The 15,924-nt window shown below is 65.1% G+C and carries 18 protein-coding genes, 1 tRNA gene and 1 pseudogene; 10 read left to right on the top strand and 10 right to left on the bottom strand.

The genetic code is table 11. The features are described 5' to 3' along the window. Window positions 1-7: 7 nt before the first annotated feature. The 3 genes from ACSS7Z_RS11455 to ACSS7Z_RS11445 all read left to right on the top strand — a co-directional run bounded on the left by ACSS7Z_RS11455 (window position 8) and on the right by ACSS7Z_RS11445 (window position 2,839). Window positions 8-694: a response regulator transcription factor gene (locus tag ACSS7Z_RS11455; RefSeq protein ID WP_438254889.1), complete on the top strand. Its 687-nt coding sequence runs from the start codon at window positions 8-10 to the stop codon at window positions 692-694. A gap of 18 nt (window positions 695-712) precedes the next feature. Further along, the gene (locus ACSS7Z_RS11450; protein WP_438254887.1) at window positions 713-2,425 is read left to right on the top strand and encodes a sensor histidine kinase; all 1,713 of its coding nucleotides are present in this window, start codon (window positions 713-715) and stop codon (window positions 2,423-2,425) included. 126 nt (window positions 2,426-2,551) lie between these two features. After that, complete coding sequence (locus ACSS7Z_RS11445; protein WP_438254886.1) at window positions 2,552-2,839, top strand: WXG100 family type VII secretion target; 288 nt, start codon at window positions 2,552-2,554, stop codon at window positions 2,837-2,839. Window positions 2,840-2,945: 106 nt separating this feature from the next. Here ACSS7Z_RS11445 and groL read toward each other — a convergent pair whose 3' ends face one another. The 4 genes from groL to ACSS7Z_RS11425 all read right to left on the bottom strand — a co-directional run bounded on the left by groL (window position 2,946) and on the right by ACSS7Z_RS11425 (window position 6,568). Then, a complete protein-coding gene (gene groL, locus ACSS7Z_RS11440) occupies window positions 2,946-4,565 on the bottom strand; it encodes a chaperonin GroEL (protein WP_438254885.1) in 1,620 nt (539 codons plus the stop codon). 109 nt (window positions 4,566-4,674) lie between these two features. Then, window positions 4,675-5,250: a LytR C-terminal domain-containing protein gene (locus tag ACSS7Z_RS11435; protein WP_438254884.1), complete on the bottom strand. Its 576-nt coding sequence runs from the start codon at window positions 5,248-5,250 to the stop codon at window positions 4,675-4,677. A 58-nt stretch (window positions 5,251-5,308) separates the two neighbouring features. After that, on the bottom strand, window positions 5,309-5,566 hold the full coding sequence (locus ACSS7Z_RS11430) for a DUF3263 domain-containing protein (RefSeq protein WP_438254883.1): 258 nt from the start codon (window positions 5,564-5,566) through the stop codon (window positions 5,309-5,311). A 9-nt stretch (window positions 5,567-5,575) separates the two neighbouring features. Next, window positions 5,576-6,568 (bottom strand): DUF2332 family protein, encoded by a 993-nt coding sequence (locus ACSS7Z_RS11425; RefSeq protein WP_438254882.1) that lies wholly within the window; start codon window positions 6,566-6,568, stop codon window positions 5,576-5,578. 75 nt (window positions 6,569-6,643) lie between these two features. Between ACSS7Z_RS11425 and msrB the strand changes: the two genes are divergently transcribed. Both msrB and ACSS7Z_RS11415 read left to right on the top strand, forming a co-directional pair. Next, complete coding sequence (gene msrB / locus ACSS7Z_RS11420; RefSeq protein WP_438254880.1) at window positions 6,644-7,054, top strand: peptide-methionine (R)-S-oxide reductase MsrB; 411 nt, start codon at window positions 6,644-6,646, stop codon at window positions 7,052-7,054. Next, window positions 7,051-7,608 carry a nitroreductase family protein gene (locus ACSS7Z_RS11415; protein WP_438254879.1) on the top strand — a complete coding sequence of 186 codons (558 nt, stop codon included), beginning with the start codon at window positions 7,051-7,053 and terminating at the stop codon, window positions 7,606-7,608. The genes msrB and ACSS7Z_RS11415 overlap by 4 nt, the downstream gene beginning before the upstream one ends. Before the next feature lie 24 nt (window positions 7,609-7,632). Here the strand turns inward: ACSS7Z_RS11415 and ACSS7Z_RS11410 are convergent, their stop codons facing one another. Beyond that, window positions 7,633-8,574, bottom strand: a complete 942-nt coding sequence (locus ACSS7Z_RS11410; protein ID WP_438254878.1) for a DMT family transporter — start codon at window positions 8,572-8,574, stop codon at window positions 7,633-7,635. 56 nt (window positions 8,575-8,630) lie between these two features. Here ACSS7Z_RS11410 and ACSS7Z_RS11405 point away from each other — a divergent pair, with 56 nt between their 5' ends. Then, on the top strand, window positions 8,631-9,287 hold the full coding sequence (locus ACSS7Z_RS11405; RefSeq protein WP_438254877.1) for an SOS response-associated peptidase family protein: 657 nt from the start codon (window positions 8,631-8,633) through the stop codon (window positions 9,285-9,287). Between the two features lie 11 nt (window positions 9,288-9,298). Here the strand turns inward: ACSS7Z_RS11405 and ACSS7Z_RS11400 are convergent, their stop codons facing one another. Beyond that, a complete protein-coding gene (locus tag ACSS7Z_RS11400; RefSeq protein WP_438254876.1) occupies window positions 9,299-10,021 on the bottom strand; it encodes a tyrosine-protein phosphatase in 723 nt (240 codons plus the stop codon). Window positions 10,022-10,082: 61 nt separating this feature from the next. Here ACSS7Z_RS11400 and ACSS7Z_RS11395 point away from each other — a divergent pair, with 61 nt between their 5' ends. Next, the gene (locus tag ACSS7Z_RS11395; protein WP_438254874.1) at window positions 10,083-10,382 is read left to right on the top strand and encodes a hypothetical protein; all 300 of its coding nucleotides are present in this window, start codon (window positions 10,083-10,085) and stop codon (window positions 10,380-10,382) included. 1 nt (window position 10,383) lies between these two features. On the opposite strand, the gene ACSS7Z_RS11390 is transcribed toward ACSS7Z_RS11395, so the two are convergent. Together ACSS7Z_RS11390 and ACSS7Z_RS11385 are read right to left on the bottom strand one after the other, a co-directional pair. Beyond that, window positions 10,384-10,950: a hypothetical protein gene (locus ACSS7Z_RS11390; RefSeq protein ID WP_438254873.1), complete on the bottom strand. Its 567-nt coding sequence runs from the start codon at window positions 10,948-10,950 to the stop codon at window positions 10,384-10,386. 141 nt (window positions 10,951-11,091) lie between these two features. Continuing rightward, a tRNA-Thr gene (locus ACSS7Z_RS11385) sits at window positions 11,092-11,167 on the bottom strand. Window positions 11,168-11,263: 96 nt separating this feature from the next. On the opposite strand from ACSS7Z_RS11385, the gene ACSS7Z_RS11380 reads away from it, so the two are divergent. After that, entirely contained in the window at window positions 11,264-11,974 is a 711-nt protein-coding gene (locus ACSS7Z_RS11380) for an AAA family ATPase (protein WP_438254871.1), read from the top strand. 28 nt (window positions 11,975-12,002) lie between these two features. On the opposite strand, the gene ACSS7Z_RS11375 is transcribed toward ACSS7Z_RS11380, so the two are convergent. Next, window positions 12,003-12,959, bottom strand: coding sequence for a thioredoxin domain-containing protein (locus tag ACSS7Z_RS11375; RefSeq protein WP_438254870.1), 957 nt, complete (start codon window positions 12,957-12,959; stop codon window positions 12,003-12,005). 214 nt (window positions 12,960-13,173) lie between these two features. On the opposite strand from ACSS7Z_RS11375, the gene ACSS7Z_RS11370 reads away from it, so the two are divergent. Next, window positions 13,174-14,280 (top strand): ABC transporter ATP-binding protein, encoded by a 1,107-nt coding sequence (locus ACSS7Z_RS11370; protein WP_438254869.1) that lies wholly within the window; start codon window positions 13,174-13,176, stop codon window positions 14,278-14,280. A gap of 67 nt (window positions 14,281-14,347) precedes the next feature. Next, window positions 14,348-15,649, top strand: a complete 1,302-nt coding sequence (locus ACSS7Z_RS11365; RefSeq protein WP_438254868.1) for a DUF4032 domain-containing protein — start codon at window positions 14,348-14,350, stop codon at window positions 15,647-15,649. Between the two features lie 94 nt (window positions 15,650-15,743). Here the strand turns inward: ACSS7Z_RS11365 and ACSS7Z_RS11360 are convergent. Further along, window positions 15,744-15,924 (bottom strand): annotated as a pseudogene (locus tag ACSS7Z_RS11360) (IS30 family transposase); the annotation flags it as partial.

Genomic DNA, 15,924 nt, shown 5'->3' with positions numbered 1-15,924 from the left:
TGGGGTCATGACTGATGCGCGCATTCTGGTGGTCGACGACGAGCCGAACATCCGCGACCTGCTGTCCACGGGCTTAAGCTTCGCCGGATTCCAGGTGAGGACGGTGGCAAACGGTGCGGCCACGATCTCGGCTGTCCTCGAAGAGGAGCCGGACCTCATCATCCTCGATGTCATGCTCCCGGATATGAACGGGTTCAGCGTGACCAAGCGCCTGCGCGGAGCAGGATTCACCGCACCGATCCTGTTCCTCACTGCGAAGGACGATACGCAGGACAAGATCGAAGGGTTGAACGCCGGCGGTGACGACTACGTCACCAAGCCCTTCGCGCTCGATGAGATCGTCGCCCGCGCACAGGCGATTCTGCGCCGCACCATGCAGGCGGATGAGGAGTCGATCATTCGTGCGGGTGAGCTGTCAATGGACCAGGACACCCACGATGTCTTCGTCGGCAAGGAGCCGATCGAGCTGAGCCCCACCGAGTTCAAGCTGTTGCGCTACCTCATGCTGAACCCGAACCGCGTGCTGTCGAAGGCTCAGATCCTCGACCACGTGTGGGAGTACGACTTCAACGGCGATGCCGGCATCGTTGAAAGCTACATCTCTTATCTGCGCCGCAAGATCGATCCGCTCACCGAAGAATCTGTTATCCAGACCAAGCGCGGCTTCGGCTACATGCTGAAGGTGGGCAAGTAGTCCGCGAGGAGAACCCGCATGGGCACTCAGCCTGACGCGATCACCGGATGGTGGCGGCGCATCAGCCTCCGCGCGAAGGTCACCGGCGTCACCGTTGCTGTCCTTGCGCTCGGATTGCTGGTTGCCGGCATCGGCACCGTGCCGCTGTTGCGCAATTCGCTGGTCCACAACATCGAGACGCAACTGCCGTCTCTGGTGACCAGCGATCTGACCAGCCGGTGGTTCCACCTTCAGGCTGTCGGCGGAGAGCTGCAGGTGAGTGACGCCGAGACCGCACCACGTTCGTCCGATTACGTCTTCGCCGTCTACGCAGCCGACGGCACACAGCTGGCACAGGCGCCCCGCTTGTCTGACCCCGAAGCACAACCACTGTTTCCCGAGACCTTCACGCTGGAGCAGGCATACGCGCTCGAGGGCGAGATCATCACGCTGGAGAGTGCGGACGGCAGCGTGTTCCGCGCATCCGTCGCCGGGCGCGGCGGCCCCGGCGCCACGCTGTACGTGCAATATGTGGCTTTGCCGCTGGCAGAAGCGGATGCCATCATCGGGCAGTACTTCGCCGTTTACACCACCGTCGCGCTCGTCACGACGCTGATCGCCGCGCTCCTGATCCGCGGCCTCGTCACGTTGACGTTCCGCCGGCTGGGGCAGGTGGAGTCCACCGCAATGCTGATCGCCTCTGGCGACTTCAGCCAGCGCCTTACCGATCTGGAGCCGTCCACCGAGGTCGGCCGGCTCAACTTCGCGATCAATACGATGCTCGAGCGCATTGATCAGTCCATCGCTCAGCGTGACCGCACCGTGCGTCATATGCGCCGTTTCATCGGCGACGCCAGTCATGAGCTGCGCACTCCGCTGGTGAGCGTGCGCGGCTACGCCGAGCTGTACCGCATGGGAGCGATTCGCGGCGACGAGGACACTGCTCGGGCGATGGAGCGCATCGAGAAGGAGGCGATCCGGATGGGCGTGCTCGTCGAGGATCTGCTCGCCCTCGCGCGCCTGGACGAAGAACCCGAACTGCAGATCGTGGCGCTGGATCTGCGGCCGGTGGCCCGCGACGCAGCCCTCGATCTACGTGCTGCCGCCCCGAGACGGACGATCACCGTCATCGACAAGACTCTGGATGCTGTCGCCACCACGCCGATCCGCATCCCCCCCTCCTCCCCGCAGACGAGCAGCACTCCGGCAGCCCGAGCCCGGGCCAGCGCGCTCGCTCGACTGCGCCGGAAGCCTCGCAACTCCGGGCCGGCGATGCCCGAGATCGACTTCACGGAAGCCGAAGACATCCCGGTGCGGACACCGCCGATCGTTTTGGGCGAAGAGAACAAGATCCGTCAGGTCATCGCGAATCTACTGGGCAACGCGCGCCGGTTCTCGGCAGAAGATAGCCCGATTGAGCTCGTCGTCGATTCGGATCGTTTAGCTGGTACTGCAAGCATCGCGATCGTCGATCATGGTGAGGGCATCCCCCCGCAGATCCGCGAGCAGATCTTCGAGCGCTTCTGGCGCGCCGATACCTCCCGCGCCAGGGAGACCGGCGGCTCGGGCCTCGGCTTGGCGATCGTGTCGTCGATCGTGGCGGCGCTGCACGGCAGCGTGCGCGTCGACGAGACACCCCAGGGCGGCGCTACCTTCACCGTGACGTTCCCGCTCGCTTCGGCGCAGGCGACGCCGGAGCACCTACTGGCAGACACGCAACCGCTGGAGCGTTTGGACCTCGACCAGCTCTGAGCCGGGCAGCAGGGACTCTTTCTGCACAGCTGCGGGATCTCGGCGGTCATCCACCGAACACGGGTTCCGCGCTCCTGCGCCGTCCCGCTCTCTCGTAGCGTATGAGCTCCGACGAGAGGAGTTCCCATGTCCGTATACACCGTTGACACTGAGGCCGTCTTTGCCGCCAACGCGGCAGCACGAGCCACGATGGAGCGACTGCGCAGCGAGTCGCTCGCATTGAAAGCGCAGCTCACCCAGTTGCAGTCGTCCTGGACCGGCGCCGCATCGGTCGCGTTCCAAGGATGCAGCGATCAGTGGAGTGCCGCGCAGATGCACGTCGAGCAGGTGCTGGATTCGATTGGAGTGGCACTGGGCTCTGCGGCAACGCAGTACTCCGATGCCGATCAGTACTCGGCAAGCCTGTTCCGCTGACCCTTCGACGCAACGCAGAAGCGGCCCGGCCGAGGGAGAGGGGCGTTTTTTCGNCCCCCCCCCCCCCCCCCCCCCCCCCGCCCCGCTTCTGTCTGTGCGTGTGGACTTAGAAGTCCATGCCACCCGTCGGGTCGCCAGCAGGAGCGGCGGCCTTCTCGGGCTTGTCAGCGACAACGACCTCAGTGGTGAGGAAGAGGCCGGCGATCGAGGCTGCGTTCTGCAGCGCCGAGCGCGTCACCTTGGCGGGGTCGATGATGCCAGCGGCGAACATCTCCACGTACTCACCGGTTGCGGCGTTGAGGCCGTGACCGCTGGGCAGCTCGGAGACCTTGTGCGACACGACACCGGGCTCGAGACCGGCGTTGAGCGCGATCTGCTTGAGCGGAGCCGAGATGGCCACGCGCACGATGTTCGCGCCCGTTGCCTCGTCACCGGTGAGCTCGAGAGTGTCGAGCGCCTTGGTGCCGGCCTGGATAAGCGCGACGCCACCACCGGGGACGATGCCCTCTTCGACGGCTGCCTTCGCGTTACGAACGGCGTCCTCGATGCGGTGCTTGCGCTCCTTGAGCTCGACCTCGGTTGCTGCTCCGGCCTTGATGACCGCAACGCCACCAGCAAGCTTCGCAAGACGCTCCTGGAGCTTCTCACGGTCGTAGTCGCTGTCGGTGTTCTCGATCTCGCGGCGGATCTGGGTCACGCGACCCTCGATCTGCTCGGTCTCGCCAGCACCCTCGACGATGGTGGTCTCGTCCTTGGTGATGATGACCTTGCGGGCACGACCCAGCAGGTCGAGCGTGGTGTTCTCGAGCTTGAGGCCGACCTCTTCGGTGATGACCTGTCCACCCGTGAGGATCGCGATGTCCTGCAGCTGAGCCTTGCGACGGTCGCCGAAGCCGGGAGCCTTGACGGCAGCCGACTTGAAGATGCCGCGGATCTTGTTCAGCACCAGAGTCGCGAGGGCTTCACCCTCGACGTCCTCAGCGATGATGACGAGCTCCTTGCCGTCCTGGATCACCTTGTCGACGATCGGGAGAAGATCCTTGATGTTCGAGATCTTCGAGTTCGCGATGAGGATGTACGGCTCCTCGAACACGGCTTCCTGGCGGTCTGCATCCGTCACGAAGTACGGGTTCAGGTAGCCCTTGTCGAAGCGCATGCCCTCGGTGAGCTCAAGCTCGGTGCCGAAGGTCTGCGACTCCTCAACGGTGACGACACCTTCCTTGCCGACCTTGTCGATGGCCTCGGCGATGAGTTCGCCGATCTCGGTGTCAGCAGCAGAGATCGAAGCGGTAGCCGCGATCTGCTCCTTGGAGTCGATCTCCTTGGCGCTGGCGAGCAGCTCCGCGGTGATCGCCGCAACAGCCTTCTCGATGCCGCGCTTGAGCGAGATCGGGTCTGCACCGGCTGCGACGTTGCGCAGGCCTTCGCGGACAAGTGCCTGAGCGAGGACAGTCGCGGTGGTGGTTCCGTCACCTGCGACGTCGTCGGTCTTCTTGGCGACCTCCTTGACGAGCTCCGCGCCGATCTTCTCGTACGGGTCGTCCAGCTCGATCTCCTTGGCGATCGACACACCGTCGTTCGTGATCGTGGGGGCGCCCCACTTCTTCTCGAGAACAACGTTGCGACCGCGCGGGCCGAGGGTCACCTTGACAGCGTCGGCGAGGATGTTCAGGCCGCGCTCGAGACCGCGACGGGCCTCCTCATCGAAAGCGATGATCTTTGCCATGAGTTTTGTCGTCCCTCCTGGACGTAGACGTTCTGGTTAGCACTCACAGTGCGAGAGTGCTAACGCCCATTCTGGCACTCGACCCCATCGAGTGCAAGCCACGGGACGTCTATTCTGCGGGAGTCTCCGCAGACTCGGGAGCGGCGGCCGTACGGTCGAGGCCGATGACGACAACGAGTTGCTTCTGCTCCGGGTCATTCGGGTCCGCGTAAAAATCGCTCTGCTCGACCTGAGCCCCGCCGATGAGATCGGCCAGGCCGATTGCGGCGAGCTCATCCGTAGTCGATGCGTAGTAAATCGTCGTGTCCGCGAACTCCGGAGATTCGGCCAGTCCGGTAGTCACGCTGTCGGCGGTCCAACCCGCGTTGAGCAGCGTGTCACGCAACTGCACATCGAGGCCCTCCTCCGATGTGGCATTGAGCACGATCACCGAATACGTCGTATCAACGACACCCTGTACCTCGGGCGCGGACGGTCCGGGAGTATCCGCGTCCGGGAACAGCGCGATGCGGCCCATCATCACGAGGGCGACGAAGATGCCGACCACGATGATCACGAGGGCGGCAACGAGCGACCACAGCAGCACGACCCAGCCGTTCATTCCGGGGGCTTCGGCGCGATGAGCTCCTACGCGTCCAGAGGAACGGGGAACATCATCGAAGCGATCTTTGACGAGCTGAGTCACTCGTCGATGTTATCGGGCACGGCCTTGGAATCCACTCTCAATGCCGTTCGGTGACGCTTCAGCCGGCGAATCCACGCATTCGCGACACCCGCTGGTCTGCTTTTTTCTCGCGCAGCCGACGCAAACGCCGCACGAGCAGCGGGTCATGATCGAGCGCCTGCTCGGTATCGATCAGGCGTCCGAGCAATTGGTAGTAGCGTGCCGGGCTCATGCCGAGCTTTGCGCGGATCGCTTCTTCCTTCGCTCCGCCGTGCCGCGGCCACGCCGACTCCAGCGCGAGGATCGCACGATCGCGATCGGTGAGGTCTCCGAGCATGCGTCCAGGCTAGGCGCGGCGCGCCCCGAACGCGGCACGCCACTCCCACCAGCGCCCCAATGGGTCGGCTGCGCCGCGCACCTGCCCGTCCAGCGCGACGACGAATCCCGGCCAGTCGTCGGCGTCGACGGCCGGATTCCAGGCGTCGTGCAGCGCCGGGGCATCGATCGTGATCCACCGGGCCGGAAGCTGCTGCAGCTGAGCGATCAGCGCCTGCCGCGCCTGCCGCGGGATGTGTACAAGCACGCCCGGCGTGGTGATCACCAGCGTCGCTTCGGCAGGTGCGGATGCGGCGAGCGCAGCGACCTCGTCGCCGGCATCCCCCGCCACCAGCAGGGGCGGATCCGCTGCCACGATGTCGAGAGCGGCGACGATGCGCTCCTGACGTCCGGTTTCCCCCGGCCAGACGAGAGCCTGCAACCAGGCGCGGTCGCGTTCCTCTCGCGCGTCGAGCGGATCGAGGTCGATTCCGGCCCGCCAGACGATCTGCGGCAACCGCATCACTGGCATGCGCCCGCGCACCTGACTGGTGAGGATGACCGCGGAGGCTCCGTCTGCAGGGTCGAGCGCTGCCTGTAGGTGTCCGGCGGCATCGAGGAAACGATACGAGTAGCGATCGGGGTACAGGCAGAGACCGGCGGATGCCCCGATCTCCAACAGCGCGATCGGCCCCGCGATCTCGGAGAGCACGGGCAACAGCGGCGCCAGGCGCAGTGGTTCGTTGGTCTGCACCCGTCGCGCGGCGCATTCGGCGACGACCTCGTCGGCGTGCGTGAGCAGAAACTCCCGCCACTGGTCGAATCCGTCGAGTTTCACCCCGAGCATCCGGGTCACGGCGAATACCAGCGGCGGTTGCCGGTGCGTCTCCGGGATGCGCGCGAGCACTGCTTGAACCTCGGCGTCGCCGGCGACCCCGGCCGCCCAGCGCTCGTACAGCGCGGAGCGGCCCGGCGCTTCGTCACGGGCGAAGCGGTCGTAGCGTTCGCGCACAGCATCCGTCATCTGTCCATTCTCGCGTGCCGGAGCGGCCCCGATCGGCCTCGTGAGGGGGACAATGGAGAGGAACCAGGAGGACTGATGGACTACAGCGTGAAGAAGACGGATGCCGAGTGGCGCGAGCAGCTCGGCGATGAAGAGTTCTCGGTATTGCGCAAAGCCGCGACCGAGCGCGCGTGGACCGGCGAGCTGCTCGATGAGGAGCGCTCCGGGCTGTACACCTGCGGCGCTTGTGATGCGGAACTGTTCAAGAGCGGTACGAAGTTCGATTCCGGATGCGGGTGGCCGAGCTTCTACGAATCGATCCGCCCGGATGCCGTGCAGCTGATCGAAGACAACACGCTGGGCATGCAGCGCACCGAAGTACGCTGCGCCGCCTGCGGCTCGCACCTCGGGCATGTGTTCCCGGACGGATTCGGCACGCCCACCGGCGACCGTTACTGCATGAACTCGCTGGCACTGAACTTTTCTCCCGAAGCTCCCCCGGCGTGAGCGCACTCGAGGCGGCGCTGGCGCGTCAGTCTTGGTCGAAGGTCACCGATGATGCGCCGACCAGGCAAGAGTTGCTGGCGCTGATTGCCGCAGCAGGGCGCGTCGCTGATCATTCCGCGTTGCAGCCGTGGCGGCTGATCGAGCTGCGCGGTGACGACCGGTTGGCGCTGGGCGCAGCGATCGCGAAAGCGCAGGGTGACACGAAACCGTCAACCAAACCACTGCGGGCGTCGTTGCTGATTGCGGTCGTGGCAAGCTTCCGCAAGAGCGAGAAGGTGCCGCACTGGGAACAGGAAGCAGTCGCTTCAGGAGTCGCGCACACTCTCAGCCTGCTGCTGGATGAAGCCGGCTGGGGTGTCATCTGGCGCACTGGCGGACACACGCGTTCGAAGCCGGTCGCGAAGGTTCACGGATTGAAGAAGAACGAACAGCTGCTGGGCTGGCTGTACGTCGGCGGCAAGCCCGCGGGCAAGTCTCCGGGGCGCCGCAAGAGCGTCGACGCGTCGGCGCTCCTCACCGAGATGCCCCGCCCCGCTTCAACCTCCGGTCGTTGAGCGGCGAAGCGCGAGAAACAACGCTCACCGTTTTCTGCGCCACGGCACGGCGACCACGACGGATGCCACCGCAACCAGAACCATCGTCACCAGCTGCCATAACGCCGGCCCCCCGGTGGTCGGCCAGAGCAGGTCGATCACGACCGAGGTGACGAGCTGACCGAGGACGGCTCCGAGACCGAGCAGCAGCACACCGGTGTGCGCGACGATCACCGCTCCCAGCAGGATGTACACGAACCCGAGCAACCCGCCGACGTACAGCCACGGTTCGCTGGGTAGAGCGGCCGGCATCCCGCGCACCAGAATGCTGATCCCCGCGGCCACGCACAGCACCAGGGTTCCGGTGATGAAGCTCATCAGGGTTGCCGTCATCGGAGACTGGATCTGCCGTGCGAGGCGTCCGTTCGTCGCCACCTGCCACGCGATACCGATGCCGGCGGCAAGAGGCAGCAGAAGCAGCCACAGCGGCGTGTGGGCCAGCACGTCTCCGCTGAGCGAGATGCCGACGGCGACCAGCGCCAGCGCGCCGCCAAGCACCCGTCCCGGGGTGACGGCGACCACTCCGGATGGTCCGAAGCCGATACGATCCAACACCAGACCGTTCATGGTCTGCCCGGCGACGACTCCGACGGTGAACAGCGAGACGCCGAGGACACCGGCTGTCACGCCCTGCGTTGAGACGGTGAGTGCGCCGCAGGCGCCGCCCAGTAGCATCCATGCCGGAATCGAACGCGAGCGGACGCCTCGCCACAGCCGCGCGACGCTCGCCCGGGAGCGCGGCGCTGTCGCGGTAATGACGATGAGGACGACGAGTCCGACGCCGAACGAGATGAGACCGGCGATGATCCCATCATCAATCCGCGCACCCAGCACACCGTTCACCCGGGCCTGAATCGCGGTCATCGCACCGATGGAAGCTGCACCGGCCAGGGCAATGGGGGCAGGTATCGCCCGCGTCTCAGTCACCCGAGCACACTACCCGAGTCCCAGCGAATGTCCGTGGGCGGGACTACTCTTGCCGCATGTGCGCGAGTTATGGGTTGGATCCGCGGTTCACCGACGCTGAGCTGCTGGCCGAGGCCGACGCCGACATCCTCGACGGTCTGCGCGTCTGGGCTGAGCGCAACGCCGGTGAGACGGTGCGTCCGACCGGCAAGAATCTGCGCAATTTGAATCCGCTGATCGTGCCGCGCGATGGGGACGCAGCGTGGGAAGCATCTTGGTGGGGGTATCTTGTCCGCGGTGAACCGGCGAAGTTCCCGTCCATCAACACGCGATCCGAACGGCTGCAAGAGCGGCCCGGCGGGTTGAAGGGCCGCGGAATCGTGCCGATGAGCAGCTGGTTCGAGATGCACAAGCCCGACCGCGTCTGGCAAGAGTTCGCCCTAGACAACGACGCCCTGTTCGGGGCGGCCGCCGTCACGCAGCCCGGCCGCACCGCCGATGGTGAAGAATTCACCTGCTATTCGATCGTGATGCGTCCGGCCGCCGATCATCTTGCCGAAGTGCACGACCGGATGCCTGTACTCATCCCGACCGCGTTCGCGCACGACTGGCTGCACGCTGACGGCGGTCGCGAGATCATCGATGAGGCACTCCTGGCAGCGGCATCCCTCGATGAGCGGGTGACGGTCACTCCACGTAAGAGCGACAAGGGCGCAGCCGACCGGCTGTTCTGAAGGCGGGAGCCTCAGGCCGCGGGCAGCAGCGCGCGCTTCAACTGCTCGCGCACGCCAGCATCGACACCGGCCTCGTCGAGGTAGCCGAGCACACTGCCGAACTCGCTGTCGATCCACTCCAGCACCCCGCTGAGCAGCGTCGGCGGCGAACCAGCGAGAACCTCGACGAGCTGATCCGTCACCGGCACGCGAAAGCGTCGTATCTTTCGCAGCATCCGCTCTGTCCACTCCCCCGAAAGATTCGCCGCCGTCGCAGCATAATCGGCGAGGATCACGTCTCGATCGATCCCGATCGCCGTCAGGGCGAGGGCGGCGACCAGACCGGTGCGATCCTTGCCGGCTGTGCAGTGCACGAGGGTCGCGCCGTCAGCCGCGGCGATGGTGCGCAGCACTCGGCCGAAATCGTTCTGGTGCCGGGCGAGCACGACCTCGTAGACCTCGCGCAGCGTCACCGTCTTCGGGTCGACATTCGGCGGCGCACCATCCATAGGAACGGAGAGATAATACACGCCAGTGCCGCGCAGACGATCGCGCCCACCGATTCGCCGGTCGAACCCTGAGCGCAGGTCGATGACCTGCCGGATGCCGAACTCCCGCAGCGTGCTTCGTCCGACGCGGGTGAGACGGTGAAGCGCATCCGAGCGGTACAGCACTCCCGGCTTCAGCACCCCAGGAGCAACCTCGCGGAAGTTGAACGTGCCCGGCACATTGAGCCGTGTGATCCCGACATCCATGCGGCCATGCTAGCCGCGCCCACGCACCCGTCGGCTAGCGTGGGGCTCTGGAGGATGAGACATGACCGATGAGAAGCCGCGTCCGCGCGCTCTGCGCGACGGCACCGTCGAACCGCGATTTGCTGCCCGCTATGCCACCATCGACGAAGTCGCAGCGCTCATGGGCGTGACGCCGGTGTCGTTGCGCCAGACGATGCGCCGACGCGATTCCGGTGAAGCATCCGCGGCGAGCGATGCGTTCATCGATCCGATCGGCAATGTCTCCGGCTATTTGTGGGACCGCGACGATCTCACGCCGGAGGCGATCGAAGCCTGGCACAACCGTCCGCGGCGTGGGCGCAAGCCCGGTATCGGCAACTGACTCAGCAGGTGACCTTCAGCGTTGCGGTGGGAAGCTGCGTGCCAGCCTGATCCCACGCTCCGCCCACGACGATCAGGTCGGTGTCGCTGAAGTCAGCGACCACGATATGACCTGCGACGGTCCCCATCGCAATGAATTCATCGGTGCTCTGTAACTTGGCCGTCGCCCCGAAGTCGATGCGCGCTTCGCCGTGTGGGAGGTCGGTGAGTGCACCGAAGTCGCCATTCAGATACCCGACTTGCTCTCCTGCATCGTCGTATGCCACGCCGTGAAACAGGGCGTCCTCGGTCCCGCCGAGTGAGCAGAACTCCAGCTGAGCGGAATACGAAGTGTCGCCGTAGCTCAGTACGGCTTCGCCCTGAGCGCTGGATGCTCCCGCTTCATCCTCGTCGCTTGCGGTGGACGCACCCGCTTCGTTCTCGTCGCTTGCGGTGGTGGTGTCTGACTGTGCGCCGGCGCCCGCCGATGCCGGTTCATTGCTGGCCGGTGAACCACAACCGGCAAGGAGCAGTGTGGCAATTCCGGTGACGATGACTGTGGACAGGGAAGTGACTGTGTTGCGCGGCATCTTGATCCAGTTCCAATCACGAGGCCACCAGGACACGGACGTGCGATGGCAAACTGTGGCTCACGGTAGCAGGGTTCCTCACCCGCTGCGGGCAGAGCAACAGCACACGATGCTGATAAACCAATTGACCAGGTATTTATATGGAGCCGACTGCGAGGTTCGAACTCGCGACATCCTGTTTACAAGACAGGTGCTCTACCAGCTGAGCTAAGTCGGCATGCGGCACCGGAAACGATCCCGCACTACAAATTCTATGACACCAAACCTCAACAGTTGACCGCGCGATATCTGAGACGCACTGCACACTGGAGATGTGATTCAGCGACTACCGATCCGCCGCGTCGAGATGCACCCTCTCGCACCGGCCCCTCAAGACGAATGGCCAGCGACGTTGCCTCCGGTGAGGCAGGTGCTGCAGAACGGATGGGAGCTCGGCCCGGTCACGGTTCTGACCGGCGAGAACGGCAGCGGCAAATCGACGCTGGTCGAAGCCATCGCCATCGCCTACGGATTGAATCCTGAGGGCGGCTCGACGGGCGCCATGCACACCACCCGGTCGACTGAATCGAATCTCAGCGAGCACTTGCAGCTGGTCCGCGCCGGCGGAGCACCGAAGAAGGGCTTCTTCCTGCGCGCGGAGAGCATGCACGGTTTCTACACCTACCTCCAAGAAGTCGGGTTCGGTGGCGATCGCTTGCATGCCCGCAGTCACGGCGAGTCGTTCCTAGACCTTGTCGCCGAACGCGAGCACATCACGGGCCTGTGGATGCTGGACGAGCCCGAATCCGCGCTCTCCGTCTCCGGATGCCTCGCATTGATCGGGCAGTTGCGTGACTTCGTCGCTCGTGGCTCGCAAGTCATCCTGTCCACGCACTCGCCGATCCTCGCAGCATTTCCCGGCGCAGACTGCTACGAGCTCGGCGACTGGGGAATGCGTCGCTCAGAGTACGACGACCTCAACCTGGTGCGAACCTGGCGCGGGTTCCTCGATTCACCCGAGCGCTATCTACGCCACCTCGACTGATCGATCCAGATTCAGTCGGTGATCGAGATTACTCGGCCGGAGTCTCTTCCGCAGCCGGGGTCTCGACTGGTTCTTCCGTGGTCGACGGCGAAGGTGTCGGCGTCGCATCCGAATCGGCTGCGACCGTGATCATGAACTGCGAGAACTCGGCCGGATCCTTCAGCGAACCGACGTACGCCTCGCCGTTGACGACGACCATCGGGGCGCTGGTGAGCACCAGGTCGTCAGACCCGGCGAGGGGTCCCGCCAACGCACGAGACGTTGCTTCCTTTGCCCAGGAGACGTAGTCCGCATCTTCGATGCAGTTGCGCACAGCCTTCGGGTTGTCCGCGCCGACGGCGACTGCCAGATCGGCGAGCTCGACATCGGTTGAACCGTTGCTGTCGACCTCAGGCTGATCGATGAGCAACTCGTGGTTGAAAGCGTAGAACTGCGCGCTGGAGTGCGTAGCAACGCAGGCCGCCGCTGCCGCTGAGCGCAGCGAATACTTCGTGCCGTTCGAGCTGGCGGTGAGCATCGACACCGGGTGATACGTCACCGTGGCGACACCCTCGTTGATCCATCCAGCAAGCTGCCGGGCATTGGCGCGCTCGAACTCGCCGGACCCGGGAGACAGATAGTCGACGTAGATGTGCACATCAACCGCGGCCAGCGAAGCACTCGGCTCCGGCGTGGCCTGTTCCGTGGGCTCGGCCGACGGGTCACTAGGCACAGGCTCGGTCGCCGACTCGATGACGTTCTGCACGACGATGCCGTCGCTCGTCATACCCTTGGGGCTCATCGTCGGCTTCGAGATCGTCGAAGTGACGGCCATGGTCACCGCCGTGCCGATGGCACCGACGGCGACGATCGCGACCGCACCGATGATGATCCGTCGCATGATGCGAGCCCTCGACTGCTGGGCATGCACCTGCTGAGCCTTCTCCCGAACCGCCTCACGAGAATTGCGAGGGGTAGGGACATTCGGCGTTTCGTCGCTCGACATCGTTCCTCTTGAAAGTCTGGTGGGGACGGGATCCCCGACGCCCGCTTCTCTAAGCAGGACCGTCTTCGATGTTAACCAGCCAGGCTGGGAAACACCCAGGTACGCCCATCCGTGACATACTGAGTTCGGCCCGATGACGGGCCACGGTGGGCATTTCCACCGCATCCATCACAACGGATCGTCCGGCACGTACCTGCCGGTGAAGGAGAAAACAATGGCATCCGTAACTTTCGATGACGCCACGCGACTGTACCCCGGCGGCACCCGCCCGGCAGTTGACAAGCTCAACCTTGAGGTTGCAGACGGCGAATTCCTCGTCCTCGTCGGCCCTTCCGGCTGCGGTAAGTCCACCTCGCTGCGTATGCTCGCCGGCCTCGAAGAGGTCAACGACGGCCGCATCCTCATCGGCGACCGCGACGTCACCGACGTGCCGCCGAAGGACCGTGACATCGCCATGGTCTTCCAGAACTACGCGCTGTACCCGCACATGACCGTCGCCGAGAACATGGGCTTCGCGCTCAAGATCGCCGGCGTTGGCAAGGAAGAGCGCGCCTCCCGCGTTCTGGAAGCAGCCAAGCTCCTCGACCTCGAGGAGTACCTGACCCGCAAGCCGAAGGCGCTCTCCGGTGGTCAGCGTCAGCGCGTCGCCATGGGCCGTGCGATCGTCCGCCAGCCGCAGGTGTTCCTCATGGACGAGCCGCTGTCGAACCTTGACGCCAAGCTGCGCGTGCAGACCCGTACGCAGATCGCTTCGCTCCAGCGCCGCCTCGGCGTCACCACGGTCTACGTCACCCACGACCAGACCGAGGCTCTCACCATGGGCGACCGCATCGCGGTGCTCAAGGATGGTCTGCTGCAGCAGGTCGGCACGCCTCGCGACCTGTACGAGAAGCCCGAGAACCTCTTCGTCGCCGGCTTCATCGGTTCGCCGGCGATGAACCTGTTCCCCGCCGACCTCGCCGAGGGTGGCGTGCGGTTCGGTACCGAGGTTGTTCCGCTCGACCGCGACACCGTCGGCCGTGCGAACGGCAGCCAGGTCACGGTCGGTGTCCGCCCCGAGGACATCGTCGTCGGCCCCGCCGACGGCAAGGGCCTCTCGGTCACGATCGACCTCGTCGAGGAGCTCGGCGCTGACGGCTACCTCTACGGTCACGCAGACGTCAACGGCAAGCGTGCCGACCTCGTCGCTCGCGTCGACGGACGTAACCACCCGAACGCCGGCGAGACGGTCACGCTCGCGGCAACCGCCGGTCACGTGCACGCATTCGACCTCGAGTCTGGTCTGCGCCTGAACGACAAGCCGGTCATCTCGGCCTCGTAAGTTCGTTACACACGCGGCGCGGGCTACCTTCGGGTCGCCCGCGCCGCGTCGTTTCTCCGGGAGAACCATGCAGGACGCACTGCGCATCACCGCCAGCAAGATCAACCCCGAGTTGCTCGCGCTGCCCTGGTCGACAACGCTCGCCAAATGGCCCTCCGAGCGGATCGTCTCGCTCCCCAAGGGTCTGTCGCGTCATCTTGTGCGCTTCGCTGATCTGTCCGGTCGTGTCGTGGCGATCAAGGAGACCACCGCGCAGATGGCACAGCGCGAGTACGACATGCTCGGCAACCTCGCCCGCCTGGACGTGCCGTGTGTCGACCGTGTCGCCGTGATCGCCGGTCGATCGGATGCCGCGGGCGATCCGCTTCCGGCCGCCCTCGTCACCGCGCACCTGCGCTTCTCCATGCCGTACCGCGCGCTGTTCACTCGCGTGCTGCGGCCCGACACTGCCACCCGATTGGTGGATGCGCTCGCGCTGCTGCTGGTGCGGCTGCACAACGTCGGCTTCTACTGGGGCGATGTGTCGCTGTCCAATACGCTCTTTCGCCGCGACGCCGGCGCCTTCGCCGCCTACCTCGTGGATGCGGAGACCGGCGAACTGCATGAGGAAGGCCTCACCGAAGGCCAGCGCCTGTACGACCTCGACCTTGCGCGTACCAACATCGCCGGCGAGATCATGGACCTTGCGGCCGGTGGGCGGCTCGAGCATGGTGTGGATGCTGTCGCCATCGCCGATGGCATCGTGTCGTCGTATCACTCGCTGTGGGCCGCCCTCACCGCCGAGGAGTCGTTCTCCGCTAACGAGACCTGGCGTATCACCGAGCGGGTCGAGCGCCTCAACGCCCTGGGCTTCGATATCGACGAGATGTCGATGTTGACGACGGCAGACGGCACGGTGGTCGAGATCCAGCCGAAGGTGGTGGATGCCGGGCACCATCAGCGCCGCCTCATCCGTCTCACCGGTCTCGATGTCGAGGAGAACCAGGCGCGTCGTCTACTGAACGACCTGGACGAATTCCGCGCACGCTCGAAGAAGGAGTGGGTCGATGAGGAGATGTTCGCCCACGAATGGCTCACGCGTGTGTTCGAGCCCGTGGTCCGAGCCATCCCCTACGATCTGCGTGCGAAGCTCGAGCCTGCCGAGGTATTCCACCAGGTGCTGGAGCACCGCTGGTATCTCTCGCAGGCGAGCGGCCGTTCGGTTCCGCTCGCTGAGGTGCTGACCTCGTACATCAACGAGGTGCTGCGGCACCGCCGCGACGAAGCGACGATCATGGGCCCGCCGACCGAGACCATGTCACTCCCCGTCGTCACCGGCACCATGCTGCTGCCCGATGATGACGAGGTCGACTGGCGCGACCTGGTCTAAGCCCCCGGTCTAGGGCCCCTCCCGTTCATTGCGAGTGGGCAGCTGTGGCTCGAGATTCGCAGGCAAAGTCAAATGGTCTGGGCAACGTTGGTAGTTATGCTGCGAGGAGCAGCTGGTTGAGCCGGTTGGCTGGGGTCTGAAGCTCGAGGGTCGGGCGGGGGCGGCGATTCAGGATCGCGGCGGTCCGGGCGAGGTCCTCGGGAGAGTGGGCGGAGAGATCTGATCCTTTCTCGAACCAGAATCGTAGAAGCCGGTTGGTGTTCTCGTTGGTCCCG

Source organism: Microbacterium wangyouchuni, assembly GCF_051546305.1.
Classification (GTDB): domain Bacteria; phylum Actinomycetota; class Actinomycetes; order Actinomycetales; family Microbacteriaceae; genus Microbacterium.
This window is presented reverse-complemented; position numbering and strand designations above follow the sequence as displayed.